The 23,825-nt window shown below is 62.0% G+C and carries 26 protein-coding genes; 11 read left to right on the forward strand and 15 right to left on the reverse strand.

Annotation, left to right across the window (positions count from 1 at the left end; all coding sequences use genetic code 11):
- The first annotated feature begins 12 nt into the window (after window positions 1–12).
- Entirely contained in the window at window positions 13–1,266 is a 1,254-nt protein-coding gene (locus IM737_RS04765; protein ID WP_236898746.1) for a multidrug effflux MFS transporter, read from the forward strand.
- Here IM737_RS04765 and IM737_RS04770 read toward each other — a convergent pair.
- The 3 genes from IM737_RS04770 to IM737_RS04780 form a co-directional block, all read right to left on the reverse strand.
- Window positions 1,260–1,886, reverse strand: coding sequence for an ATP-dependent Clp protease proteolytic subunit (locus IM737_RS04770; protein WP_236898748.1), 627 nt, complete (start codon window positions 1,884–1,886; stop codon window positions 1,260–1,262). The two genes, IM737_RS04765 and IM737_RS04770, sit on opposite strands and share 7 nt — an antisense overlap.
- 162 nt (window positions 1,887–2,048) lie before the next feature.
- Window positions 2,049–2,387: an SRPBCC family protein gene (locus IM737_RS04775; RefSeq protein ID WP_236898750.1), complete on the reverse strand. Its 339-nt coding sequence runs from the start codon at window positions 2,385–2,387 to the stop codon at window positions 2,049–2,051.
- Complete coding sequence (locus IM737_RS04780) at window positions 2,384–2,698, reverse strand: ArsR/SmtB family transcription factor (protein ID WP_236898752.1); 315 nt, start codon at window positions 2,696–2,698, stop codon at window positions 2,384–2,386. The genes IM737_RS04775 and IM737_RS04780 overlap by 4 nt, the downstream gene beginning before the upstream one ends.
- Before the next feature lie 152 nt (window positions 2,699–2,850).
- On the opposite strand from IM737_RS04780, the gene IM737_RS04785 reads away from it, so the two are divergent.
- A complete protein-coding gene (locus IM737_RS04785) occupies window positions 2,851–4,047 on the forward strand; it encodes a pyridoxal-phosphate-dependent aminotransferase family protein (protein WP_236898754.1) in 1,197 nt (398 codons plus the stop codon).
- Window positions 4,048–4,168: 121 nt separating this feature from the next.
- Here the strand turns inward: IM737_RS04785 and IM737_RS04790 are convergent, their stop codons facing one another.
- Genes IM737_RS04790 through ttcA form a run of 4 tightly spaced genes read right to left on the reverse strand, consistent with a single transcriptional unit; the run spans window position 4,169 to window position 7,525 of the window.
- Window positions 4,169–4,990: an inositol monophosphatase family protein gene (locus tag IM737_RS04790; RefSeq protein ID WP_236898756.1), complete on the reverse strand. Its 822-nt coding sequence runs from the start codon at window positions 4,988–4,990 to the stop codon at window positions 4,169–4,171.
- A gap of 22 nt (window positions 4,991–5,012) precedes the next feature.
- Entirely contained in the window at window positions 5,013–5,831 is an 819-nt protein-coding gene (locus tag IM737_RS04795; protein WP_236898758.1) for a glutaminase, read from the reverse strand.
- Window positions 5,832–5,834: 3 nt separating this feature from the next.
- Window positions 5,835–6,683 (reverse strand): inositol monophosphatase family protein, encoded by an 849-nt coding sequence (locus IM737_RS04800; RefSeq protein ID WP_236899862.1) that lies wholly within the window; start codon window positions 6,681–6,683, stop codon window positions 5,835–5,837.
- Complete coding sequence (ttcA, locus tag IM737_RS04805; protein ID WP_442874190.1) at window positions 6,677–7,525, reverse strand: tRNA 2-thiocytidine(32) synthetase TtcA; 849 nt, start codon at window positions 7,523–7,525, stop codon at window positions 6,677–6,679. Before ttcA ends, IM737_RS04800 begins: the two co-directional genes overlap by 7 nt.
- A gap of 178 nt (window positions 7,526–7,703) precedes the next feature.
- Here ttcA and sbmA point away from each other — a divergent pair, with 178 nt between their 5' ends.
- The gene (gene sbmA, locus IM737_RS04810) at window positions 7,704–9,005 is read left to right on the forward strand and encodes a peptide antibiotic transporter SbmA (protein ID WP_236898760.1); all 1,302 of its coding nucleotides are present in this window, start codon (window positions 7,704–7,706) and stop codon (window positions 9,003–9,005) included.
- A 118-nt stretch (window positions 9,006–9,123) separates the two neighbouring features.
- On the opposite strand, the gene rpsD is transcribed toward sbmA, so the two are convergent.
- Window positions 9,124–9,741 (reverse strand): 30S ribosomal protein S4, encoded by a 618-nt coding sequence (gene rpsD, locus IM737_RS04815; protein ID WP_236898761.1) that lies wholly within the window; start codon window positions 9,739–9,741, stop codon window positions 9,124–9,126.
- 208 nt (window positions 9,742–9,949) lie between these two features.
- Here rpsD and IM737_RS04820 point away from each other — a divergent pair, with 208 nt between their 5' ends.
- Window positions 9,950–11,065, forward strand: coding sequence for a phospholipase D-like domain-containing protein (locus IM737_RS04820; protein ID WP_236898762.1), 1,116 nt, complete (start codon window positions 9,950–9,952; stop codon window positions 11,063–11,065).
- Here IM737_RS04820 and IM737_RS04825 read toward each other — a convergent pair.
- The 4 genes from IM737_RS04825 to IM737_RS04840 form a co-directional block, all read right to left on the reverse strand.
- Entirely contained in the window at window positions 11,062–12,303 is a 1,242-nt protein-coding gene (locus IM737_RS04825; RefSeq protein ID WP_236898763.1) for an MFS transporter, read from the reverse strand. The genes IM737_RS04820 and IM737_RS04825 overlap by 4 nt on opposite strands.
- 94 nt (window positions 12,304–12,397) lie before the next feature.
- A complete protein-coding gene (locus IM737_RS04830; protein ID WP_236898764.1) occupies window positions 12,398–13,204 on the reverse strand; it encodes an RNA methyltransferase in 807 nt (268 codons plus the stop codon).
- Between the two features lie 55 nt (window positions 13,205–13,259).
- The gene (locus tag IM737_RS04835; protein WP_236898766.1) at window positions 13,260–13,856 is read right to left on the reverse strand and encodes a GNAT family N-acetyltransferase; all 597 of its coding nucleotides are present in this window, start codon (window positions 13,854–13,856) and stop codon (window positions 13,260–13,262) included.
- 115 nt (window positions 13,857–13,971) lie between these two features.
- On the reverse strand, window positions 13,972–14,634 hold the full coding sequence (locus IM737_RS04840) for a GNAT family N-acetyltransferase (protein ID WP_236898768.1): 663 nt from the start codon (window positions 14,632–14,634) through the stop codon (window positions 13,972–13,974).
- A 73-nt stretch (window positions 14,635–14,707) separates the two neighbouring features.
- On the opposite strand from IM737_RS04840, the gene IM737_RS04845 reads away from it, so the two are divergent.
- Window positions 14,708–15,085, forward strand: coding sequence for a GFA family protein (locus IM737_RS04845; protein ID WP_236898770.1), 378 nt, complete (start codon window positions 14,708–14,710; stop codon window positions 15,083–15,085).
- On the forward strand, window positions 15,082–15,414 hold the full coding sequence (locus tag IM737_RS04850) for a TfoX/Sxy family protein (RefSeq protein WP_236898771.1): 333 nt from the start codon (window positions 15,082–15,084) through the stop codon (window positions 15,412–15,414). The genes IM737_RS04845 and IM737_RS04850 overlap by 4 nt, the downstream gene beginning before the upstream one ends.
- Window positions 15,415–15,417: 3 nt before the next feature.
- Here the strand turns inward: IM737_RS04850 and fabF are convergent, their stop codons facing one another.
- Together fabF and IM737_RS04860 are read right to left on the reverse strand one after the other, a co-directional pair.
- Complete coding sequence (gene fabF / locus IM737_RS04855) at window positions 15,418–16,704, reverse strand: beta-ketoacyl-ACP synthase II (protein WP_236898772.1); 1,287 nt, start codon at window positions 16,702–16,704, stop codon at window positions 15,418–15,420.
- Between the two features lie 33 nt (window positions 16,705–16,737).
- The gene (locus IM737_RS04860; protein WP_236898773.1) at window positions 16,738–17,154 is read right to left on the reverse strand and encodes a MarR family winged helix-turn-helix transcriptional regulator; all 417 of its coding nucleotides are present in this window, start codon (window positions 17,152–17,154) and stop codon (window positions 16,738–16,740) included.
- 135 nt (window positions 17,155–17,289) lie between these two features.
- Between IM737_RS04860 and IM737_RS04865 the strand changes: the two genes are divergently transcribed.
- From IM737_RS04865 to IM737_RS04875, 3 genes are all read left to right on the forward strand, one after another.
- The gene (locus tag IM737_RS04865) at window positions 17,290–18,501 is read left to right on the forward strand and encodes an NADP-dependent isocitrate dehydrogenase (RefSeq protein WP_236898774.1); all 1,212 of its coding nucleotides are present in this window, start codon (window positions 17,290–17,292) and stop codon (window positions 18,499–18,501) included.
- A 65-nt stretch (window positions 18,502–18,566) separates the two neighbouring features.
- Complete coding sequence (locus IM737_RS04870; protein ID WP_236898775.1) at window positions 18,567–18,968, forward strand: DUF6855 family protein; 402 nt, start codon at window positions 18,567–18,569, stop codon at window positions 18,966–18,968.
- 123 nt (window positions 18,969–19,091) lie between these two features.
- A complete protein-coding gene (locus tag IM737_RS04875) occupies window positions 19,092–19,820 on the forward strand; it encodes a head GIN domain-containing protein (protein WP_236898776.1) in 729 nt (242 codons plus the stop codon).
- 57 nt (window positions 19,821–19,877) lie between these two features.
- Here IM737_RS04875 and IM737_RS04880 read toward each other — a convergent pair whose 3' ends face one another.
- A complete protein-coding gene (locus IM737_RS04880) occupies window positions 19,878–21,572 on the reverse strand; it encodes a vWA domain-containing protein (protein ID WP_236898777.1) in 1,695 nt (564 codons plus the stop codon).
- Window positions 21,573–21,888: 316 nt separating this feature from the next.
- Here IM737_RS04880 and IM737_RS04885 point away from each other — a divergent pair, with 316 nt between their 5' ends.
- Together IM737_RS04885 and IM737_RS04890 are read left to right on the forward strand one after the other, a co-directional pair.
- The gene (locus tag IM737_RS04885) at window positions 21,889–22,821 is read left to right on the forward strand and encodes a DMT family transporter (protein WP_236898779.1); all 933 of its coding nucleotides are present in this window, start codon (window positions 21,889–21,891) and stop codon (window positions 22,819–22,821) included.
- A 96-nt stretch (window positions 22,822–22,917) separates the two neighbouring features.
- Window positions 22,918–23,802 carry a DMT family transporter gene (locus IM737_RS04890; protein WP_236898780.1) on the forward strand — a complete coding sequence of 295 codons (885 nt, stop codon included), beginning with the start codon at window positions 22,918–22,920 and terminating at the stop codon, window positions 23,800–23,802.
- Window positions 23,803–23,825: the final 23 nt, after the last annotated feature.

Below are 23,825 nucleotides of genomic sequence, written 5' to 3' on the forward strand. Positions count from 1 at the left end.
TGAGTTTCATTCATGTCCGATCATTTCACGCGGGTTCTCTCGCGCCCCGAATTCATTGCATTGATGGCTGCTTTGATGGCCCTCAACGCCCTCGCCATCGACGTCATGCTGCCGGCCCTGCCCTATATGGGCGAGGCATTGGGCGTCACCAGCGAGAACGAACGCCAGTTCGTCGTCTCGTCCTACATGCTGGGCATGGGCATCGCCGTCCTCGCCTTCGGCCCGTTGACCGACCGCTTCGGCCGCCGTGCGCCGCTGCTCGTTGGCATGGGCATCTACATCCTGGCAGCCGTCGCCGCCATCTTCGCGCCAACCTTCGAGATCCTGCTCATCCTGCGCTTCATCCAGGGCATGGGCGCCGCCAGCGTGCGCGTCATTGCCACCGCAGTGGTGCGTGACCGCTATTCGGGCCGCGAAATGGCCGAGGTCATGTCCCTGACCTTCATGGTCTTCATGGCCATCCCGATCATCGCGCCCGGCATCGGCCAGGTCATCCTGGTGTTCGGCGAATGGCACTATATCTTCCTGTTCATGGGACTGTTGGCCGCAGCGTTCTGGATCTGGACCTTCGTCCGTCTGCCCGAAACGCTACCGCTCGACCATCGGCGCCCTCTGAGCATCGGGGCGGTCTTCGACGGCTTCCGCCTGGTCTTCACCAACCGGGTGGCCATTTCCTACGGCATGGCAGGCACCTTCCTGTTCGGCGCTTTGTTTGGCTTCATCAGCTCGAGCCAGCAGATCTACGTCGACATCTATGGACTTGGCATCTGGTTCCCCGCTGCCTTCGCCGCCATGGCCGGGTTGATGGCCGTCTCGTCCTTCACGAACTCCAAGATCGTCCGGCGCTTCGGCATGCGCCGGCTGTCGCATGGCGCCATGCTGAGCTTCACTGGTTTCAGCGGCGTCTGGCTGGCCTTCGCCCTTAGTGGCTTCCTGCCGCTCTGGCTGTTCTTCTCGCTACTGGCCATCGTCATGTTCAGCTTCGGCTGGGCCGCCTCCAACATGAACTCACTGTCGATGGAGCCACTCGGCGCCGTTGCCGGTACGGCAGCCGCCGTCTTCGGCTTCATCCAGACTGTGGGCGGCGCGCTGATTGGCAGCTATACCGGCCAGCTTTTCGATGGCACCACGGTCCCTGCGGCGATCGGCTATTTCGCAATGGGCATCCTGGCCCTGATCTGCATCCTGATCGCGGAAAAGGGTCGGCTGTTCGGCGTGGGCGAGAAATATGCCCATGGCGAGCCCATTCCCGTCGGCGATCACTGATCGCCTTCAGCCGGGCCCATCAACTGGGCCCGGTCGGTATAGACGTGGTCGACCAGCCCCCATTGCTGGGCCTGCTCGGCCGACATATAGCGGTCACGCTCCAGCGCCGTCTCGACCTCCTCGTAGGTCCGGCCGCAATGCTTGGCATAGATGGTGTTGATCTTGCGCTTGAGCCGCAGGCTCTCTTCGGCATGGATGAGGATATCGGTCACCTTGCCCTGATACCCGCCTGACGGCTGGTGCAGCATGATCGAGGCATTGGGCAAAGCCACACGCTGCCCGGCTTCACCTGCCGCCAGGATCACAGTCGCCGCCGATGCCGCCATCCCCATACACAGCGTTCCCACCGGCGCCTTGATGAACTGCATCGTGTCGTAGATGGCCAGCGCCGAGGTGACCACACCGCCGGGCGAATTGATGTAGAGATAGATGGGCTTGGCAGAGTTCTCGGCCTCGAGGAACAGCAGTTGTGCGCTGACCAGCGCGGCCATGGTGTCCTCGAACTCGCCATTGACGAAGATGATCCGCTCGCGGAGCAGGCGGGAGAAGATGTCGAAGCTCCGCTCGCCTCGGCTGGATTGTTCGACGACCATAGGGACGAGTTGCATCATGTCGCGCATGGGCGATCTCCTGTTTTGAGATTTGTGAATACCTACCGTGTCATCCCGGCGAAGGCCGGGATCCATGTCCGTATCTCATCCCGACCGCTGCGTCGGTGGCGGCTGTCGGACATGGATTCCGGCCGTCGCCGGAATGACATTGTGGTTGGGCCAGATCGGCGCCTAAGCCGCCATCATCATCCTCATCGGGCCATTGCTATTGGCCGCTACCGGCATCGTGACTGGCGCGTGCGTCAGCCTGAACCAGGTGCCACCATCCACCATCGGCGTCAGCTCGAATGTCACCAGGCTATCCTCGGCCCCAATGATGGCGCCCTGCCCCGACTCGCGCCAACGATAAGTCAGGCTCTTGTTTTCCTCCGCCGTGACCACGGCGAGATCGATTGCCTCAGCCGGCTTCAGCCAGCGTTCCAGATATTCCGGCACGGTCAGCGCGCGCCAGACCTTTTCCGGCGGCGCGTCGAGCGCACATTCGAACACCAGCGCATCCGTGTCGGTCATTGGTCCATCTCCTTGAGCAGGTCCTTGAGGCTGTCGATGCGGCTCGGCCAGAACGCTTTGTAGCGCGCGATCCACGCATGCAGCGGCGCCATGCCATCCGGCGCGACGCGATAATTGACATAACGGCCCTCGCGCCGTTCGCTGATCAAACCGGCCCCGCGCAGCACCGCCAGATGCTGGCTCATCGCCGGCTGCGAAATGGCAAACCCTTCGCGCAACTCCGTCGCCGTCATCTCGGCCGCCGCCAGTCGCTCCAGCACGGCACGGCGGGTAGGATCGGCCAGGACTTTGAAAATATCGGTATCACTCATGGCCATACATAAGCACAGACTTATGAGTCGTTGCAAGGGGCGGCGACCATCATCAATCCTGTTGATGGAAGCCATTCGGCAAACGCGCTTGATTGGACACCCCTGCTGCCCTCACATGAAGAACCCGCCAGCCTTCCACCATCGAGTCCTCCATGCCCATCACCACCGGTCGCTCCTACCTCGCTATTCCGGGGCCGTCCGTGTCACCCGAACGCGTGCTCAATGCCATGCATCGCACCGCCCCCAACATCTACGAGGGCGAAATCGTCGACATGGTGCGCGAGCTCATCCCCGACCTGCTGCGTGTCGCCGAAACCCGGCAGAATGTCGCCATCTACATCGCCAACGGTCACGGCGCCTGGGAGGCCGCCAACTGCAACATGTTCTCGCGCGGCGATCGCGCCCTGCTCGCCGCCACTGGGCGCTTCGGTCATGGCTGGGCCGAATGGCTGCAGCGCGTGGGCGTGGCGGTCGATATCATCGATTTTGGCAAGGCGAGTCCTGCCGATCCGCAGCGAATTGCCGATGCGTTGCGGGCCGATACCGGGCATGACATCAAGGCTGTGCTGGTCACGCATGTCGATACGGCCTCCAGCGCCCGCAACGACATCCCTGCCATTCGCGCCGCCATTGATTCAACCGGCCACCCGGCCCTGCTAGCCGTCGATGCGATCGCCTCGCTCGGCTGCGACGAGCTGCGCATGGACGACTGGGGCATTGATGTGCTGGTCGGCGCCAGCCAGAAGGGCCTCATGCTACCACCGGGCCTGGGCTTTATCTGGTTCTCCGAAAAAGCGCTCGAGGTATCGCAACGCGCCGACCTTGCGACGCCTTATTGGGACTGGAAGCCGCGCGGCACCGGCACCGAATTCTGGCAGTATTTCGGGGGCACCGCGCCCACCCATCACCTCTGGGGCCTGCGCGAATCACTGACCATGATCCTTGATGAGGAAGGGTTGCCACAGGTCTGGGAGCGCCATCGTCGGCTCGCCAGCGCCGTCTGGGCGGCCTTCGATGCCTGGGGCCAGGGCACGAATATTGCCCTCAATGTCGCCGATCCGGCGTCCCGCGGCTGGTCGGTCACATCGGCGACCATCCCTGGCGGCGGCGCCGGCGCACTGCGGCGCTGGCTCGAGGCCGAAGCCGGTGTCACGCTCGGCATAGGCCTGGGCATGGCCCTGCCCGCAGAGCCCGCCTACCAGGACTTCCTGCGCGTCGGCCACATGGGCCACGTGAACATGCACATGACGCTCGGCGTGCTAGCGACCATGGAAGCTGGGATGCAGGCATTGGGCATCGCACACGGCCCTGGGGCGCTGGAGGCGGCGGCCGGGGCAGTGGCGGGGTAAAGAACCCCCACCTAACCTCCCCCTGAAGGGGGAGGGACTGGCCGGCGATAGAACTCGATCGCGCCACGACCGCTGAGCGGTCCCTCCCCCTTCGAGGGAGGTTAGGTGGGGGCAGCCGCCCTCAGAACGTGAAGACCTCCCGCCGCAGCACGTCCCAGCTATCCCGGTTGATCGCCACCAGCAGCCCACCGTCGACATGGCTTGGCAGATAAGGCTGTCCATCGAGCCGCGCGGCATAGCCACCGGCCTCCTGGCTGATCAGCGTGCCGGCCAGGTGATCCCATGGCATCAGCTTGTTGTAGGCCATGAACTGCGCGTGGCCCGAGGCGAAGGTGCGATATTCGTGGCCGGCGCAGCGGAAGTTCGAGACCAGCCGCACCTTGTCGGTATTCTGCAGAACCTGCGCCCGTACGGCCTTGGGCATGTAGGCCACCGACGCCATCCCCACCATCTCGGGCAGCGGCAGGTCAGCCCCGACATGCAGTCGCACGGCCTCGCCATTCGGCCGCCGCAGCCAGGCGCCGCCGCCCTTCTCCGCCATGACCCAGTCATCGCCCATCGGATCGTAGATGATGCCCGCCACGGTCTCGCCGCCGGACACCACGGCGGCCATGCAGGCATAGAGCGGCAAGCCGGCGGCATAGTTGGCTGTGCCATCGATCGGATCGACCACGACCGCCAGTTCCGCCGTCGCCAACCTGTCCAGCAGCGCGGGATCGGCCGCAACCGATTCCTCGCCAACAAACAGCGCATCTGGCATCCACTCGGCGATACGGGCCTTGATGACCTCCTCGGTCGCCACATCCGCCTCGGTCACCAGATCGATCGCTTCGGTCTTGGTATGAACCATCGAGGCATCGAGCCGGCGAAACCGCGGCAGGGATTCCTGCCGCGATGCGTCGCGGAGGATGTTGGCAAGAGCGGTGATGTCGATCTGCGGCATGGGATTCCCTGTATTCAACACGTTATTCGAAAACCGACCAACCGGCCCGCTGCGCAAGCATTTCCAGCGCGGCCGCGCCGATATGCGAATTGCCAATGCTGTTGAGCCCCGGCGACCAGACGGCGACCGTGCCAATACCGGGCACCATGCAGATAATGCCGCCGCCGACCCCGCTCTTGCCGGGCAGGCCGACGCGGAAGGCGAAATCGCCTGAGCCGTCATAGTGGCCACACATCATCATGAGCGAATTGATGCGACGGGCACGGGCCGCCGAAACGACACTGTGCCCGGTGATGGGATTGCGCCCCTTGTAGGAGCGCATGAACTGGGCCAGCGCAAAGTTGCGAAAGCCCGTATCGCGCTCGGATCGCGCGACGTCTGCATCGACGACGATGCTGTCGTCACCCGCAAGGAACCGCACGAAGCGGACGATCTCGCCGATCGCCTCCTTGGGCCGGTAACCGGCCAGGATCAGGTCGGTGACGGCAATAGCCCCGGCATTGATGAACGGGTTGCGCGGCCGACCCTGCTCGGCTTCGAGCTGCACAATCGAATTGAACCGGTTGCCCGATGGCTCCCGGCCCACCCGGGTCCACAAACTGTCGCCGACGCTGCCCAGCGCTAGCGTCAGGGTGAAGAGCTTGGAAATGCTCTGGATCGAGAACGGCTCCAGCGCATCGCCAGCGGTGAAGACTTCGCCACCGACGGTAGCAACGGCAATACCGAACCGCTCAAGCGGCACCTTGGCCAGCTCGGGGATATAGTCGGCAACCTTGCCCTCCCCCAGCCGCGGCGACAGCTCGGCATGCACCTCGCCGATGAGTTGCCCCAGATCGCTCAAGGTTCAGGCCCCGCTGCCCGATTGATCGCGACGAGCACCGATGATTTGGCGGTTGATGAGGCTCCAGCAATCGGCATCTGGCGCGCATAACAGGCCGCCATCGATTTGGCCCACGCGGTAGGGTGTGCCATCGAACCGGGCGCTGTAGCCACCAGCTTCCTGGTGGATGAGGACGCCGGCAAGATGGTCCCACGGCATCATGATCTGCGAGCCGGAAAAATGCGCACGTCCGGTCGCAACCATCCAGTATTCGTAAGCCGAACAGCCATAAGCCATCGACATGCGGACCTTGGCCATGTTGGCGGCCACGCGCGAGCGCAAGGGCTCCTCCAGATAGCTCCAGGTCATCACCGAGATCAGTTCATCAAGCGGTGCGGGCGGCGCAACGCGCGCCACGCGCGACTGGCCGTCCGGTCGCCTTATATGAGCCCCGGCACCACGCTCGGCCACCAGCACGTCGCCTAACAGCGGATCACAGATGATGCCGGCGACGGTTTCGCCATGCCGCACCACGGCGAGGATCGAGCCGAACAGGCCGTTGCCCGCCGCGAAGTTGAATGTGCCATCCACCGGGTCGATGACAAAGGCCAGCTCGGCATCGGCCAGGCCGCTCATGATACGATGATCGACGGCATAGGCCTCTTCGCCAAGGATCATCGCATCGGGAAAGCGGGCACGCAGAGCGTCAGTGATGAGACGTTCGGCACCCAGATCAGCCTGTGTCACCAGATCGATGGCGGAGGTCTTCTGGTCGATGTCCCCTTCATCGAGGTTGCGGAAACGGGGCGCAATCTCCTGCCGACCCGCATCGCGCAGAATCTCGACGAGGTCATTGACGTCAAAATTCAAGATGCAGTCCTCTTGCAGGTGAGGCCGGCGAAATCGAACAGGTTGGTATCGAGCATGTGGCTGGCATTGATGTTGCCTAGCGCGCGGATCATGACATCCTTGCGACCGGGCATACGCTTTTCGATGTCTGACAGCATGGCCTTCATGGCATTGCGCTCGAGCCCGTCCTGGCTGCCGCACAGGTCGCAGGGGATGATCGGGAAGGCCATGGCGTCGGAGAAGCGCTGCAGATCCTCCTCGCCGCAATAGATTAGCGGTCGCAGGACCTCGATATCGCCCTCGTCATTGAGCAGGCGCGGCGGCATGGCGGCCAGCTTGCCGCCATGGAACAGGTTCATGAAGAAGGTCTCGAGGCTGTCGTCGCGATGGTGGCCCAGCACCAGCGCCGAGCAGCCCTCCTCGCGTGCAATGCGATAGAGATTGCCACGGCGCAGGCGGGAGCAGAGTGAGCAATAGGTTGCCCCCACCGGGAGTTTCTCGGTCACGATCGAATAGGTGTCGCGATACTCGATGCGATGCGGAATGCCGAGGTCCGTCAGAAATTCGGGCAGGATGTGCTTGGGGAAATTGGGTTGCCCCTGGTCGAGATTGCAGGCCAGCAGCTCCACCGGCAGCATGCCGCGCCATTTGAGATCGAGCAGCAGCGCCAGCATGGAGTAGCTGTCCTTGCCGCCGCTCAGCGCCACCAGCCACTTCTCGCCGGGCCGCACCATGGCGAACTTGTCCAGCGCCTCGCGCGTATGCCGGATCAACCGCTTGCGCAGCTTGTTGAACTCGCCGCTACGGGGCGCCTGGGCATAGATCGGATGGCCGCCGGCCTCTGCTTCATCGACCGGCGCGTCCATGACGTCACTCATGGCGAAACTCTCTCTGGTGTCATGGCGTAGCTGATAGCGCCCCCTGCCCGAGAGGGAAAGGGAAACCGGACGGTGCAAACCTTACCAAAGCTTAACTTCCGCTTCTTGCTTTAGTCGAAATGCGACCGTTACATGAACCATCTTCTCGGCACCCAGGAGTCTCGCGGTGTTTCGATCCTTCTTTCCCAATCCTCGTCTGTTCTTTACTGCGGCGCTCTGCTGGATCGCAGTCGTCATGGTGGCCTGGTACACAATCGGCAGTGGCCTGCAGTCGGTCATCAGTCTGGGGCCGTGGCTCGGCATCCCAGTTACAGAGGCCAATCCGGAGCCATTCTTCTCCTCGGACAAGGTCTGGCTCTACCAGTATGTTTTGATGTCCGGCTACCTGTTCTGCATTCCCTGGTATTGGATCGGCGGCAATCGCCGGTGGTACTGGTGGAGTGTGGTGGGCAGCGTCACCATCATCGAGATTGTCTATTTCAACGTCCAGATCAGCGCCTGGCTCAACGACTGGTACGGGAGCTTCTACAATCTCATTCAGACCGCGCTGACGACACCCGGCACGGTAACGCTCGAACAGTTCCTTGGAGAGATCTGGACCGTCGCCTATGTGCTGATCCCCAACATCACCGTGCTGGTGATCAACGCCTTCTTCATTGCGCACTTCCTGTTCCGCTGGCGTCGGGCGATGACGTTCTTCTACCAGAGCCACTGGCAGCACCTGCGTCACATCGAAGGCGCATCCCAGCGTATCCAGGAAGATACGCAGCGTTTCGCCCAAATCGTGGAGGGGCTGGCCGTCTCGCTAGTCGCCTCAGTGATGACGCTGATCGTGTTCCTGCCGCTGCTGTGGGATCTATCGGCAAACATCACCGAGTTGCCGTTCTTCGGCGCGGTCAATGGCAGCCTGGTCTGGGTGGCGTTGGTGTCGTCGGCCTTTGGCACCGTGCTGCTTGCCGCTGTGGGCTGGAAGCTGCCGGGCCTGGAGTTTGACAACCAACGCGTCGAGGCTGCCTTCCGTAAGGAGCTGGTCTATGGCGAAGATAATGGGGACCGCGCCGAACCCGTGACCGTGCGGCAGTTGTTCATCAACATGCAGCACAATTACTTCCGGCTGTATCGGCACTACCTCTACTTCAATATCGCACGCTACGCTTATCTGCAGGGCTCGAACTTCGTTCCGCTGATCGCCATGGGCCCGTCCATCGTTGCCGGAACGCTGACGCTGGGCCTATTCCAGCAAGTGAGCAATGCCTTCGGGCAGGTGGAGGATTCCTTCAAGTTCCTCGCGAGTTCATGGACGACGATCATCTCGCTGATCTCCGTCTTCAAGCGCCTGCGAGCCTTCGAGGCCAACATTCCCGACACTGCGATCGCCGCCAACGACTATGACGACCCCATCTTCTTGCAGGAAATGGCTGTTCCACAGACAAGCGATAACCTGCCGCAGCAGCCGGCACAGTTTTGACTACTTGTCTGGTGTCTCCCTCCCCAAAACGTTGGGGAGGGAGACCAGGCAGATCAGGGCAAAGAAAAAGGGCCGCTCCCCAGGAGCGGCCCTTTCCAATTCTGAAATCCGACTGCGCTTAGCGCGAGTAGAATTCGACGACCAGGTTCGGTTCCATCTGGACCGGGTATGGCACATCCGACAGGCCCGGGACGCGGGCGAAGGTGGCGGTCATCTTGTTGTGGTCGACTTCGACATAGTCCGGCACATCGCGCTCGGCCAGCTGGGTGGCTTCGAGCAGGACGGTCAGCTGCTTGGAGCGCTCACGCACTTCAATCTTGTCGCCAACCTTGACCTGATAGGACGGGATGTTGACGCGCTTGCCGTTGACCAGGATGTGGCCATGCGACACGAACTGACGCGCAGCGAACACGGTAGCGACGAACTTGGCGCGGTAGACGATCGCGTCCAGACGGCTCTCGAGCAGGCCGATCAGGTTTTCGCCGGTGTCACCCTTGACGCGGGCGGCTTCGGTGTAGAGGCGCTTGAACGCCTTTTCGGTGACCGAACCGTAATAGCCCTTGAGCTTCTGCTTGGCGCGGAGCTGCAGACCGTAGTCCGACAGCTTGCCCTTGCGGCGCTGGCCATGCTGGCCGGGGCCATAGGCACGAGCGTTGAGCGGGGACTTCGGGCGGCCCCAGATATTTTCGCCAAGACGGCGATCGATCTTGTACTTGACTGAATGACGCTTCGACATCGCGTATCCTTCTTAACGGTGAATGGATCGCGCCCTCCTCTGCCACCCTTGCGGGTGGCCGACAGACCCCAAATATTCAGGAGATCCCGGGTGCGCCTATGGACCAAAGGTCCGGATAGGTGGGCGCGTCATATAAGCGACATCCGCCAAAGTCAAGCTTACCGGGTGGTTGGGATTTATCCCCTGCCGGGCTGCGCGGGCTTGGCATATGATGCTACCACAGGCGGAGGGCGAGGCCATGGGCGTCGATCTGGGTCGTATCAAGTTCTACACCGGTCCGCGGGATGTGGACCCAGCTGGCGCATCCAGCATGCTGGACGACCTGGAAAAGATCATCGTCGACTATCTCGATGGCGCCAAGGCCTCCCTCGATATCGCCGTGCAGGAAGTCGATTCGATGCCGATTGCCGAGGCGATCGTGCGGGCGCAGTTGCGCGGCGTCCGCGTAAGGCTGGTGTCGGAGGCGGACTACCTGATCGACGATAACCCCGCCGCCCTGCCCTTCGTGTCCGACAGCAATCTCGGCAATGAGACCAACCGGCTGATCCAGATGGCCATGCTGCGCGCCAGGGCCTGGGTGCGGACGGATTTCAATCCCAAGATCTTCCACCAGAAGTTCATCATCCGGGACAAGGTGGGCGTGCTCACCGGATCGACCAATTTCACGCTCACCGACACGCACAAGAACCTCAATCACATCGTCATCATCGAGGACGAGACGGTGGCCAAGGAATTCGCCCGCGAGTTCACCGACATCAGCAACGGCCATTTCGGCAAGTATTCGGTGGCGCCGACCCGCAAGCCCAAGGAACTGATGGTCGACAATGTTCGCGTCAAAGTCTGTTTCGCGCCCGATCACGGGCCAGAAATGGAAATCATGAAACGGATGATGAAGGCGAAGGATCGCGTCGACTTCGCCATCTTCACCTTCGCCGGGTCATCAGGCATCGATGATACCATGCTGACGATCCACGACAGGGTGAAGCTGCGCGGCGTGCTCGACCAGGCGCAAGGTACCCGTACGTGGGCACCAACCAAGGCGCTGGCTGCGGCCGGTATCGAACTTTACCTGGCTGGCGGCAACAAGAAGGGCATCCGCAAGCTGCACCACAAGCTGATGACGATCGACGACAGCCTGACCATCATCGGCAGCTTCAACTATACCGGTCCGGCAAACCTGCTGAACGACGAGAATATCGTCGTGCTCGGCGATATCGAAAATCCGACCGCCGAACAGAAGTCCATCGCCCTTGCTGCGCGCCAGGAAATCGACCGGATCGTCGCCGATCACGGCACGCCGGTCAAAGTTCCGGGGATGCCCTAGTCGACCATCTTCTTGTCCAGGCTCCGCTGACTCCGCAGTTCCGGGAAGATGATGCTCCAGGCAATGGCAACGGCGATGGCCCCCACCCCGCCAACGGCAACCGCTGCGACGGGACCGATAAAATGGGCCACGGTGCCGGCTCGGAACTCGCCGAGTTCGTTGGAGGCTCCGATGAAGACCGAGTTCACAGCGTTGACGCGGCCACGAACCTCCTCGGGGGTCCAGAGCTGCATGATGGTTTCGCGGATAGTGACGCTGACCATGTCGGCGGCGCCGACCAGCGCCAGCGCCGGAATAGAAATCCAGACCGTCGTGGAGATACCGAAGACAAAGGTGAAAAGGCCGAACAAGCCGACGAACAGGAACAGCAGCTTGCCCGCATGATCCTTGATCGGGAACCGGGTCAGGTAGAGCGCCATGACAATGGCGCCGATTCCCGGGGCGGCGCGCAACAGGCCGAGTTCCTGCGGACCGGCGTGAAGGATGTCCTTGGTATAGACCGGCAGCAGCGCGACAGCGCCGCCCATCAGCACCGCGAACATGTCCAGCGAGATCGCGCCCAGCACGACCTTGTTGGAGAAGATATAGCGGAAGCCGCCGAAGATGGTCTCGAGGCTGGTGGCCTGCCCGGCGCTCTTCTGTGCCGGCTTTGGAATCAGCATGACGCAGACCACTGCCACAACGAGCAAAGCCGCGCCGGTGCCGAAGGCGACTGTCGGCGCAATGCCATAGAGCAGGCCACCGGCGGCCGGTCCCATGATCGAGGCAAATTGCCAGGCCGACGCGTTGACGGTGATTGCGTTGGACAGTGCTTCCGGTGGCACCAGGTTGGGGGCCAGCGACTGCGCGGCGGGGCCCCAGAAGGCGCGCGCCGTGCCGAGCACGACGAGAATGCCGAAGATCGGCCAGACTTCATGTGCCTCGGCATTGACGAAAGCCAGGAAGCCCAGCGCACACAGCAGCTCGACCGACAGGCAGATGGCCATGATGCCGCGCCGATTGAAGCGGTCGGCGGTGAGGCCTGTGATCAGAATCAGCACCAGCGCAGGCAGGAAGAGCGAAAGGCCCACGAGGCCGAGCAGGAACACATTGCCGGTGACGTCATAGATCTGCCAGGCGATCGACACCGACATGATCTGCACCGCGAAGCTGACCAGCAGCGTCGTCAGCCAGAAAAAGCGAAAGCCGATATAGCTGAAAGCGAGGCGGGATGGGTCGGATGGGGCGTGCGTGCTCATGGCCGGAGGAGTGACACGACCGATTGTCGCAGTCAAAGCCTTCTTGCGTCACGATTTTTGACAGGAAGCCGGCGAACGAGCCAAGCCCCTCGGCTCAGTCCTCGGTCTTGGTCGCAGGCTTCTGCCTATTGGGATTGGGCCGCTCATGCCGCCGGTCAATTGACGAAATCACGCCGCGCAAAGTGCGGATTTCCTGGCTGGAGAAATTGCCGCGGGTAAGGGCCGTCCTCAGATTGTCCACTACAGTCGGGCGCTTCTCGGCGCTGGTGAAGAAGCCGGACCCGTCCAGTACCCCCTCCAGATGTTCGAATAGCCCAACCAGTTCGCTTCGTGGCGCGACATCGGCGAGCGCACTACCGAAGGGCAGGGTCTCGGCCTGACCGGACTGGCGCCGCCACTCATAGGCGAGGATCAGTACCGCCTGCGCAATGTTGAGCGAAGCAAAGGCTGGCTCGACCGGCAGGGTCACGATCATGTCAGCCAGCGCGACTTCCTCGTTGAGCAGGCCCCACTTCTCGCGCCCGAATAGCAGGCCGGCGCGTTGTCCGCCGTGAATATGCGCCACAAGCCGCCCGGCGGCTTCGTCCGGACCGATAACGTCCTTCTTCATGTCGCGGGACCGCGCGGTGGTGGCATAGACCAGAGTCAGGTCGGCAATCGCGGCTTCGAGCGTGTCGAAGACGCGGACATTGTTGATGACGTGATCGGCGCGCGATGCCGTCGCAATGGCTTTTTCGTTGGGCCAGCCGTCCCGTGGCCGCACCAGCCGCATATCCAACAGGCCAAAGTTGGCCATTGCGCGTGCCGCCGTGCCGATATTCTCGCCGAGTTGCGGCTCGCACAGAATGACTGCCGGCGTCGGCAGCAGCTCGATCTTGATGGACGTGTCGGTTCCAGCCATGGCACCCAATCTCTAGATTGTGCGCACATACCCCGTTTTCGCGGCCCGTTGCAAATCAGGCGACGCGATGGCGCGGCGGCAAGTCCTTGACCTTGGTCGAACGCTGCCACTCGCGATCGAGAATGGCAAAATGCAGTTCTTCGTCCCACTCACCTTGGAACAGGGCATGCTCGCGGTAATGGGCCTCAAGGCGCATCCCCAGCTGCTGCATGAGTTTGATCGAGTGGTGGTTGCGGCCATCACAGCGGGCGAACACCCGATGAATGCGGAAATGATCAAAGGCAAGATCGAAGACAGACGATATGGCCTCCCTGGAAAAGCCCTGCCCGGCATAGGCAGGATTGATGCAGAACCGAACCTCACCCTGCCCGGCCGTGGCATCGGACCAGTGCAGCGAGACATGCCCGACCAGCTGCTTGTCGCCCTTGCGGATCATGGCAAGAGTTAGTGTATCGCCCGGGCGCTGCAAGCTCACGTGATTGCGCATGATGTTAAGGGCGCCAGCGACCTCGGCGCGGTCACGCGTGCGGCTGAAAACATAGCGCTGCACCGAAGGCAGCGCATGATAGGCGTTGAGCCCATCTACGTCGCTCCGCTCGAAGGGGCGCAGCATCAGGCGATCGGTCTCGATGGGAAAAGACAGTGATGACATGATAGCGCGCTCCCTTGGCCAACTCTTGTAAGCCCGAAGTCACAACGTCATCGAATGAGCCCAGTTCCTGCCAGCGAATAGAAAATCCTACCGCGTCGACGCCGGAAAATTGCGTTCAGCCAGGAGTTTGCGGCCGACGCAGGGCATTCCATTCCTGCCACAGTATAGCATAGATATACTCTTCGTCCCATGCGCTCTTGAAGATCGCATGTTCGCGGAAATGCGCCTCCCGGCGCATACCCAGCCGCTCCATCAATCGCCATGATGCGTCGTTGCGCGCATCGCAGCGGGCCGCCAGGCGGTGCATATCGCCAGGGCCGAAGCCGAGATCGAAAATGGCGTTGGCCGCCTCGGTCGCGTAACCGTGGCCCTGATACGCCGGATCAAAAATCCAGCCGACCTCGCCCTGCCGGGCATCCACGCTCCGCCAGATCAGCGAGACTTCCCCGATTAGTTGGCCATTGGCATTGAGCTCGACCGCAAGGATGATCTTGTCTCCCTCTGCTACCAGCGCCACCTGCCCGATCCGCTGTTGCACGGCCAGGGCGCATTCCTCGCGACTCAGGGGGACGTCGAACAGATAGCGCGCCACCTCATCGAGCCGGCGATAGGCGAAGACGGCATCAACGTCACCGCGGTTGAACGGGCGCAACGTCAATCGTTCGGTGACTACAGGATAGGTCGGATACAGTGCCATGCCTTCCCCTTCTGGCGGGCGCACTCTTTCTACTGCCGCCAGCAAAAGCAAGATAGCCACGCTTGCGAGCTGCACGGTCACGTGTCAGCCTCAGACGATGAGCAGCCGTCCTACGATCGATGTTTCAGCCAATTGTGCTTGTGGGCGTGTGCGCTTGGCCATTGCGGGCCGCGTCGCCTCGATGCTGCTGTGCTCTTGCCTCGATTGCCAGCGCGCGACCGGCACCGGTCACTCTACCGTCGTACTGGTGCCGGCGGACGTGATCACGATCGCGGGCGAAACAAAATCCTTTGCGCGGCCATGTGATTCGGGGGCGACCTTCACGCATCACTTCTGCCCCGAATGCGGCACGCCACTACATGGGCAGTCGTCGCGGGCGCCCGATATCCGGATGATTCCGGCCGGCTTCTTTGCCGGCATGAACGACTGGTTCGACGCCAATCAGTTGATCTTCGCCCGTAGCCGCCAGGAATGGGACCTGATCGCCGACCACTTGCCGCAGCATCAGAAGTACCGGGAGAGCCCCGCATGAGCCTGGCCCTTGAGGAGCTATCCGAGCGCATCCGCGCCCTGACCCCCGACTTGGTGTTGATCGAAAAGAGGATGTTCAACGGCCGCGCCTTTATGCATCGCGGCAATATGCTGGTCTGCCCGATCAAGGACGGCACCTTACTGGTACGGGTCGGCAAGGACGGCATGAAGGACGCCCTTGCCCGTCCTGGGGCCTCCCCCATGGTCATGAACGGACGGACCATGGGCGGCTTTGTCTTCGTTCAGGGCGACACGATAGAAGACGACGAGACTCTAGGCAGCTGGCTGACCACAGCCAGGAATTTCGTCGCAACCCTGCCGCCAAAATAGCCGTCAGGCTGGCGCCTTGCCGAGCACCAGCGCAGCATTGACCCCGCCAAAACCAAAGGAGTTGGAGAGGATATAGTCCACCGCCTTGGCCTTGGGCTGGTTGGCGATGAGATCGAACTGTGTGGCCTCTTCCATCGGGTCTTCGATATTGATCGAAGCCGGCAGCAGGCCGGTGCGCAGCGCCTGGACGGAAATGACCGCCTCGATTGCACCGGCCGCCCCGAGCATGTGGCCAGTTGCCGACTTGGTTGACGAAATCGCCAGGTCCTTGCCACGGCCCGGGAAGACTGCACCGATACCAGCCAGTTCGGCGGCGTCGCCGACTGCCGTGGAGGTGGCGTGGGCGTTGACGTAGCCGATCTGCTTCTGGTCGATGCCGGCCATGGTGATTGCGTTGCGCATCGCTACCTGCGCCCCGGAACCGTCAGGCGAACCCGCCGTCAGGTGATAGGCATCGGCCGAAGTGCCGTATCCGGCGATCACGGCAAGCGGAGTGGCGCCACGGGCTTTGGCGTGGCTCAGTTTCTCGATGACGAGCACCGCCGCGCCTTCCGACAGGACGAAGCCGTCATGCCCTTTGTCGAACGGCCGGGATGCCTTGTCCGGCGTGTCGTTGAAACTCGTGGCCAAGGCGCGCGAGGCGCCGAAGCCGCCCAGCGATATGGGATCGACCGAGCCCTCGGCGCCGCCAACAACAGCAACCTCCGCCTCGCCAGTCATGATCAGGCGCATGCCATCGCCGATGGCCTGGGCAGAAGCGGCGCAGGCTGTAACCGGCGTACCGATCGGACCGCGGAAACTGTGCAGGATCGAGAGCCATCCGGCTGCCAGATTGGCGAGAAACGACGGCACCGTAAACGGCGATAGGCGCTTGGGCCCCTTGGTCTGGATAATCTCGATGGCGCGTGCCATCACCGGCGACCCGCCAACGCCCGTCCCGATGACCGTAGCGGTCGCCTGCTGGTCCTCGAGCGAGGTTGGGTGCCAGTTTGCCTGCTCAAGCGCCTCATGCGCCGCGCCGATGGCATACTGAATGAAGACGTCCATCTTCTTGATCTCCTTGCCGTCGATGAAATCGGCAGGATCGAAACCGTTGGGATCGTTGGCCTTGGCCGGCACCAGCCCGGCAATGGTGGCGCCAAAACCCTCCGTATCGAAGCGATCGTTGTGGACAATGCCGCTCTTGCCTGAGGTCAGGCGGCTCCACATGGTGTCGACACCCACGCCAAGCGGGCTGACGACGCCCATACCGGTAACAACGATCGGATCAGACGGATCAGGCTTCAGCATGCAGGTCTCCTGTAGAAGGTGTTGGACAGCGCACTAGACGCTGGCCAGATGCCGCAAGGCGGCGATAACGGTTGGAAAATCAGGGTTGTCGAGCGTGGCGCGCAGCTCGGCCTGTTGCTTGCGCCATTCGGGAACGGCCATTTCGACGAGTTGAGCGCCTTGCTCGGTCAGCGCGCCGATGCGCCCGTTGCCGCGCTCGGCCGCTGCACTGGTGACAAGACCCTTGCGCTCCAGCAGGGCCAGATTGCGGGAAAGCGTGGTCCGGTCCATGGCGATGGCGTCTGCCATTTGCGTCACGGAACGGCCAGAATGTTTCAGCAATGACCCCAGGATGGTGAACTGCGCAGCTGTGATACCGAACGCTCTCAGCTTGCGATCAGCCCGCCGCGTCACGGCGCGGGCGGCCATGCGGGTATTCAGCACGAAGCAGAGGTCGAACTCGTCATCCATGGCCCTGCAGATAGGCGTGCATATGCACGGTGTCAACTGGCATGCCCCCATGCCATAAGCTGCCTTTGCGCCTCGCCAAAGCCGATGCTATAGCCTCGGCACACCCAATACGCGGAATTCAGGGAGATATTTCCGATGAGCAAGATCAAGGTCGCCAATCCCGTTGTGGATCTCGATGGCGACGAAATGACCCGGATCATCTGGCAGGCGATCAAGGACAAGCTCATCCATCCCTATCTCGACCTGCCGATCGAGTATTACGACCTCAGCGTCGAAAACCGCGACGCCACCAACGACCAGGTGACCGTCGATTCCGCCCATGCCATCCAGAAGCATGGCGTCGGCATCAAATGCGCCACCATCACCCCCGATGAGCAGCGCGTCGAGGAATTCAAGCTCAAGAAGATGTGGAAGTCGCCCAACGGCACCATCCGCAACATCCTGGGCGGCGTGATCTTCCGCGAGCCCATCATCTGCAAGAACGTGCCGCGCCTCGTTCCCGGCTGGACCCAGCCGATCATCGTCGGCCGCCATGCCTTTGGCGACCAGTACCGCGCCACCGACTTCCGCTTCCCCGGCAAGGGCACGCTGACCATCAAGTTCACCGGCGAAGACGGCAAGGTTATCGAGCACGAAGTCTACCAGGCGCCCGGCGCCGGCGTGGCCATGGCCATGTACAACCTCGATGATTCGATCCGCGACTTCGCCTATTCTTCGCTGAACTACGCCTATGATCGCGGCGTCCCCTGCTACCTCTCCACCAAGAACACCATCCTCAAGGCCTATGACGGGCGCTTCAAGGATATCTTCCAGGAAATCTACGACGCCGAATTCAAGGAAAAGTACGAAGCCAAGAAGATCTGGTACGAGCACCGCCTGATCGACGACATGGTCGCCTCGGCCCTCAAGTGGTCCGGCGGCTATGTCTGGGCCTGCAAGAACTATGACGGCGATGTGCAGTCCGACATCGTGGCGCAGGGCTTCGGCTCGCTCGGCCTGATGACTTCGGTCCTCGCCACGCCCGATGGCAAGATTGTCGAAGCCGAAGCCGCCCATGGCACGGTGACCCGTCACTACCGCCAGCACCAGCAGGGCAAGGAAACCTCGACCAACTCGACGGCCTCGATCTTCGCCTGGACCCGCGGCCTCGCCCACCGTGCCAAGCTCGACGACAACGAAGCGCTGCGCAAGTTTGCGCTGACCCTCGAAAAGGTCACCGTCGACACGATCGAAGAAGGCAAGATGACCAAGGACCTGAGCCTGCTCGTCGGTCCGGATCAGCCGTGGCTGTCGACCCTGGGCTTCCTAGACGCCATCGACCAGAACCTGCAGAAGGCCATGGCGTAGGCCACGGCTTGGAGCGATGATGAGGCCGGGTCCGGGGACCCGGCCTTTTTTGTTTGGAGCGAACCATGACCATCGGCACCGGTACCAAGGACGATCCGTGGCAGCTCAAGACGCCGCCCGGCACGTCCGATATCACCATGTATCGCGACGAAGCTGCCGGTGCTCTTGTCTGCAATGCCGGCGGCACCGAATTGCGCTACCAGCTCCGTTGCGTCGAGGATCTTCACGCCATGCTCAAGGCCCATGGCGACTGGATGGAACTGGGCAATGCCGACGAGCAGAAGCCAGCCAAGGACGGCACGGTCGAGGCCTGGGCGCGCTCGCCGGACAATCCGGTCGGTGGTTGGTACGGCATCCGCAAGGGTTTTCGCGGACGCTTCGGCAACTATGTCCCGCCGGTGCTTGAAGCGCTGGGCCTGGTCGAGCTTGAACACAACCCTCGCAACAATCGCGTCCGCGCCAAATAGCCATAGGCACAGACATGTGCCTTACAAGTCCCGGCTGGCCACATTTCTGGCCTTGAGCCGCAATCATCGCCTCCCATATCCGGTTCGGGTCCATCACCGGGCCGTGATTGGAGGGATATCGATATGCGTAGAACCGCAATTCTCGCACTGGCCACCACCGTAGCCATGACCGGCACGGCCTTTGCCCAAAGCCGTGATTTCGATCTGGCCGGATTCGACCGGATCGACATCGCGACTGGGCTCGACGCCGTGGTCACCATCGGCGACAGCTTCTCGGTGCGGGCGGAGTCCCGAAGCCAGGATGCGCTCGACAAACTGGAGGTCGCGGTGAACGGCGGCGTGCTCTCGGCCAAGCTCGACCAGAACTTCTTCGACTTCATCATCAATGGCGGCCTTGTCGGCCTGCTGTTGAGCGATGGTCAGGCGGTGCAGTTCACCATCACGCTGCCGGCGCTGGCAGGGGTCGACGCCGGTTCGGGGGCAGATGTCGATCTGCTTGGGTTCAAGGGCGACACCCTGGAACTCAATGCATCGAGCGGCGCTGATATCTCGGTGACCAATGCTGAGTTGGCCAATCTGGCGGCCAGCGCCTCGAGCGGCGCCGATATCGAGCTGAGCGGCCAGGTGGAAACACTTGAGGTTGAGGCGTCCAGCGGCAGCAACATCGACGCTGCCGATCTGGTCGCCAAGAGCGCATCTGCAGATGCGTCGAGCGGTGCCGATATCTCGGTTCATGCGACGCAGGATATCAAGGCCGCGGCCAGCAGCGGTGGTGACATCGAAGTCCTGGGCAATCCGACTAGCCGCGACATCGACGCTTCGAGCGGTGGCGATGTGAGTTTCGACGACTGAGCCCAAACGAAAAGGGCGCCACGAGGGCGCCCTTCCTATGTTGCGACGGTCAGGAGCCTACTTCTTCTTACCGCCAGCAGGGGCAGCTTCCACCGTCAGCTCGAACCGCTCGCCACCCTTGATGGTGACAGGGGTTTCGGTGACGCTGTCGCCGATAGTGGTCGCGATGACGTAGTCGCCATCCGCAAGCGTCGTCTGGAATGTCGGGCCGTATCCATAGTCGAACGACGTGCGATTGCCCTGGATGTCCTTTGTCGCCGACAGCACTTCAACGTAGTTGTCGGCCGGGGTGGTGACGGCCAGCACGCCGGCATTCATCACATTGACGACTTCGATGAGTTCCGACGCGGTAACGGTGAACGGAACTTCGCCGGCTGCGCCGCCCAGATCGTACGTCATCACATAGTCGCCCGGCGGAAGCTCGAATTGCTGTTCGCCGCCGTAGCCGTAGGTGACCGACTTACGCGTCCCATCGATGGACTTCTGGGCCTCCAACACTTCGATGAAGATATCGGCCTCCACCGGCGCGCCCTCGACATATTCCGACGTGATCTTGGCAACACCGACGCTGACGACGATGTCCTTGACCACGCGGCTGCCAGCTTCGGTGGTGAAGGTCTCGGTATAGGTGCCCTCGCCAAGCGCGATGTTCAGTGTCGTCTCACCGGCCGGCACCACCAGGAGCGTCGTGCCATATTCGGTCGTCACATATTCCTGGCCGTGCAGGATTTCGATCGAAGCATCCTCGTCGACATTCTGGCCCTCGCCCGGCCGCGGCAGGACTTCGAGAATGGCGCCGTCTAGGACGAAGTGCGGTGTAATGACCTTACCGGCTTCGACGGTAACCGGCTGCTCAGACGTCGCATAGCCAAGCGTCGCCGTCATGATGTAGTCGCCCGGCGGCACGATGGCCTTGGTGTCGGCATAGTATTCCGTCTGCACGTATTCGCCCTTGGAGCCGTCGGCATTAACGCGATACCAGACCCAGGTAAGATCGCCGATACCGCCATTGCGAACCAGATCTGGGCCGCCCTCCGACAGAGCAGCGGTGGGAGCGACGGTGTAGTCAACGGCGGCGGGTTCAGGCTCAGGTGCTGGCTCTGGGGCCGGGACCGGCTCGGCCTGCGCGACCTGGGCCACGGTCGTGGTCAGCGCCTCGACGAGCGCATCGCCATCATTGGCCGACAGATACTGCCCACCGGTATTCTCGGCGAGGCAGGCAACCTGCTGCCCTTCCTCGTCGGAAAGGCCGAAGCCTAGTACGTGGGTTGTAAAATCAATGCCCTGGCTCTCAAGGTCGGAGGCTAGTGCACAAGGATCGACCTCGCAGGTCTCAAGGCCATCCGTAATCAGGATGACCGTGGCCTTCTGCTCGGTGAAGGCGAGGTCTTCGGCGGCCAGACGCACCGCGTCTGAAATCGGCGTCATGCCCTTGGGATTGATCGCGTCGGCGGCAGCAATTATGGCCGCTCCCGTACCAGTCGCAGGCTCGACCAGCATCTGGATGTCTTCGCAGTTGCCCTTCTCGCGATGACCGTAGGTCATGAAGCCAAGTTCGAGATCGTCGGGCAGACTGGACAGTACGGAAGCCAATGTTTCGCGCGCGATGGTGATGCGCGCCTTGCCGTCGATCTGGGCCCACATGGAGCCAGAGCCATCAAGCACGATGATGGCACGCTCGGCCGCTATGGCCGGCAATGCCAAGCCAAGAGCAGCAACCGCCCCCAGCACCAATTTCCGGAAAATCCGCATAGTTGAAGCCCTCCAAGCCACGGCAATCCGTTATCGAGGACTGCCCAAGATGTTGCAATTCAAAACATTTGTTGGATGACGCGCAGATGAACGACCCGTTCAGTTCGCAATACTGAGCGGCAATGCGGCAGGCAGAGTTAATAGATGGCATTTTTGCCCATTCGGTGCCGGCCCCTCGGGCGCGTTGATACCGGTTCGATGGCGAGCGGCAAGGACCGCGCAATAGCGCCGCAGGGTCGCTATTTCCGTCGACGGTCACGGGCCGGGCATCTATGGTCACACCATTGCTCAAAACCCTCGTTTTCCTGGATTTGCCATGCCGGTCGGCGTGATTTACGCGATTGCCGCCTATTCGATCTATTCGGGCGGCGACGCCATTATCAAAGGCTTCGGGCAGAACCTCTCGGTGTTCGAGATCGGCTTCTTCGTCGCCTTGTTCGGCCTGATTCCGGCGTTGTTTGCCAAGCCGAAGGACGAACGCTGGCGCGACAGCTTCAAGCTCAGGCACGCGCTGCTGGTTCATCTCCGTTCGTTCACCGGCGTCACTTCGGCCATGCTCGTGACCGTCTCGTTCACGACCATTCCCTTTGCCGAGACCTATTCGCTGGTCTTCATGATGCCGCTGTTTATTACGGTGATGTCAGTTTTCATCCTCAGGGAGCGGGTCGACATGGTGCGCTGGGCCATGCTGGCCCTGGGCTTTGCCGGCGTCATGCTCGTGGTCAGACCGGGCTTTCGTGAGCTGGAATTCGGCCACTTGACCGCCCTGCTCTGCGCCGTGTTCGGCGCGTCGACCACGACGATCCTGCGCGTGATCGCGCCGACCGAGAAACGCGTCAGCCTGATCGCGCTGCCCGCGATCTATATCCTCGTCATCAACGCCGTGCTGATGATCCCCGGTTTCGTCATGCCCACTCCGCAACAGTTCGGCCTGCTGGCGGCATCGGGCGCCATGGTCGGCATGGGGCATATTCTGTTGATCGCCGCGACGCGCAATGCGCCGGCCAGCCAGGTGGCGCCAATCCAGTATGTGCAGATCGTGTGGGCGATCAGCCTGGGCGCTTTCTTCTATGCCGAATATCCGGACCTGCTGGCCTATATCGGCCTGGCCGTCGTGGTGCTGTCGGGGCTGGTCAACGTCTTCATCGATGGGGCCCGCACTCGCATCGCCGGCCGGTTCGCCGAGTATAGGGCGCGGCGGCCCACATCACCCACAGACATAAGCGAAGTCCAGGGCCCTGAAATATAGTTCGACGGGCGCTGGAGGGAGCATCGACGGGCCGCGTCGGCGCTTGTATGGTAGGATCAATTGATCCCGAGTCCCTCATACATTTCCGGATTTTCGATGCCAATCGGCGTCCTTCTTGCATTTCTGGCCTATGCCAGCTTCTCCATGGCCGACGCCCTCATCAAGGTGACCGGCCCGACAATGTCGGTTTTCGAGATCGCGTTTTTCACGACGACCTTCTCGATCATTCCGGCCATGCTGACCAAGCGCGGCGAGCGCTGGCGCGACCTCTACAAGCTGCGGCATCCCTGGTTGGTCCACTTACGATGCGCTACAGCTATCTCGGGCACCGCCTGCGTGATGTATGCCTTCACCCACATCCCTTTTGCCGACGTCTATGCCATCGGGTTCCTCACGCCGATCATGGTCACGCTGCTGAGCGTCTTGGTGCTCAAGGAGCACGTTGCCGTGCATCGCTGGCTGCTGCTGCTGATCAGCTTTCTCGGCGTCGTGCTGGTCATCCGGCCTGGCGTGCGCGAGCTGCAGCTTGGCCACCTCGCCATCTTCTGCAGCGTGTTCTTTGGCGGCGTCACCACGATCATTCTGCGCCATGTGGCACCCAGGGAACGCCGTGTGAGCCTCGTCGGCCTCCAGGTGCTCTATTCGGCCATCTTCAACGGCGTGCTAATGATCCCGTTCTTCGTGCTGCCTTCGCTGGAGCAGTTGGCGGTGTTTCTCGGAATCGGCCTTGTGGGCGGGACAGGCGGCCTGCTGCTCATTGCCGCAACCAAGCACTCACCGGCCAATCTGGTGGCGCCGGTCCAGTATAGCCAGCTGATCTGGGCCATCGTCTTCGGGGCGGCGTTCTTCGGCGAATATCCAGACTATGTCGCCGTCATCGGCCTGGTCATTGTGTTGGCGGCAGGGCTCGCCAATGTTCTTACTGAGAAGCTCAAAATCGTCTGGAAGCCGCGCATCTTCTTCTGGCGCACTGGCCTCTAGAGACAAAAATCCCCGCTTTCGCA

The sequence above is a fragment of the Devosia sp. SL43 genome (assembly GCF_021729885.1).
Classification (GTDB): domain Bacteria; phylum Pseudomonadota; class Alphaproteobacteria; order Rhizobiales; family Devosiaceae; genus Devosia.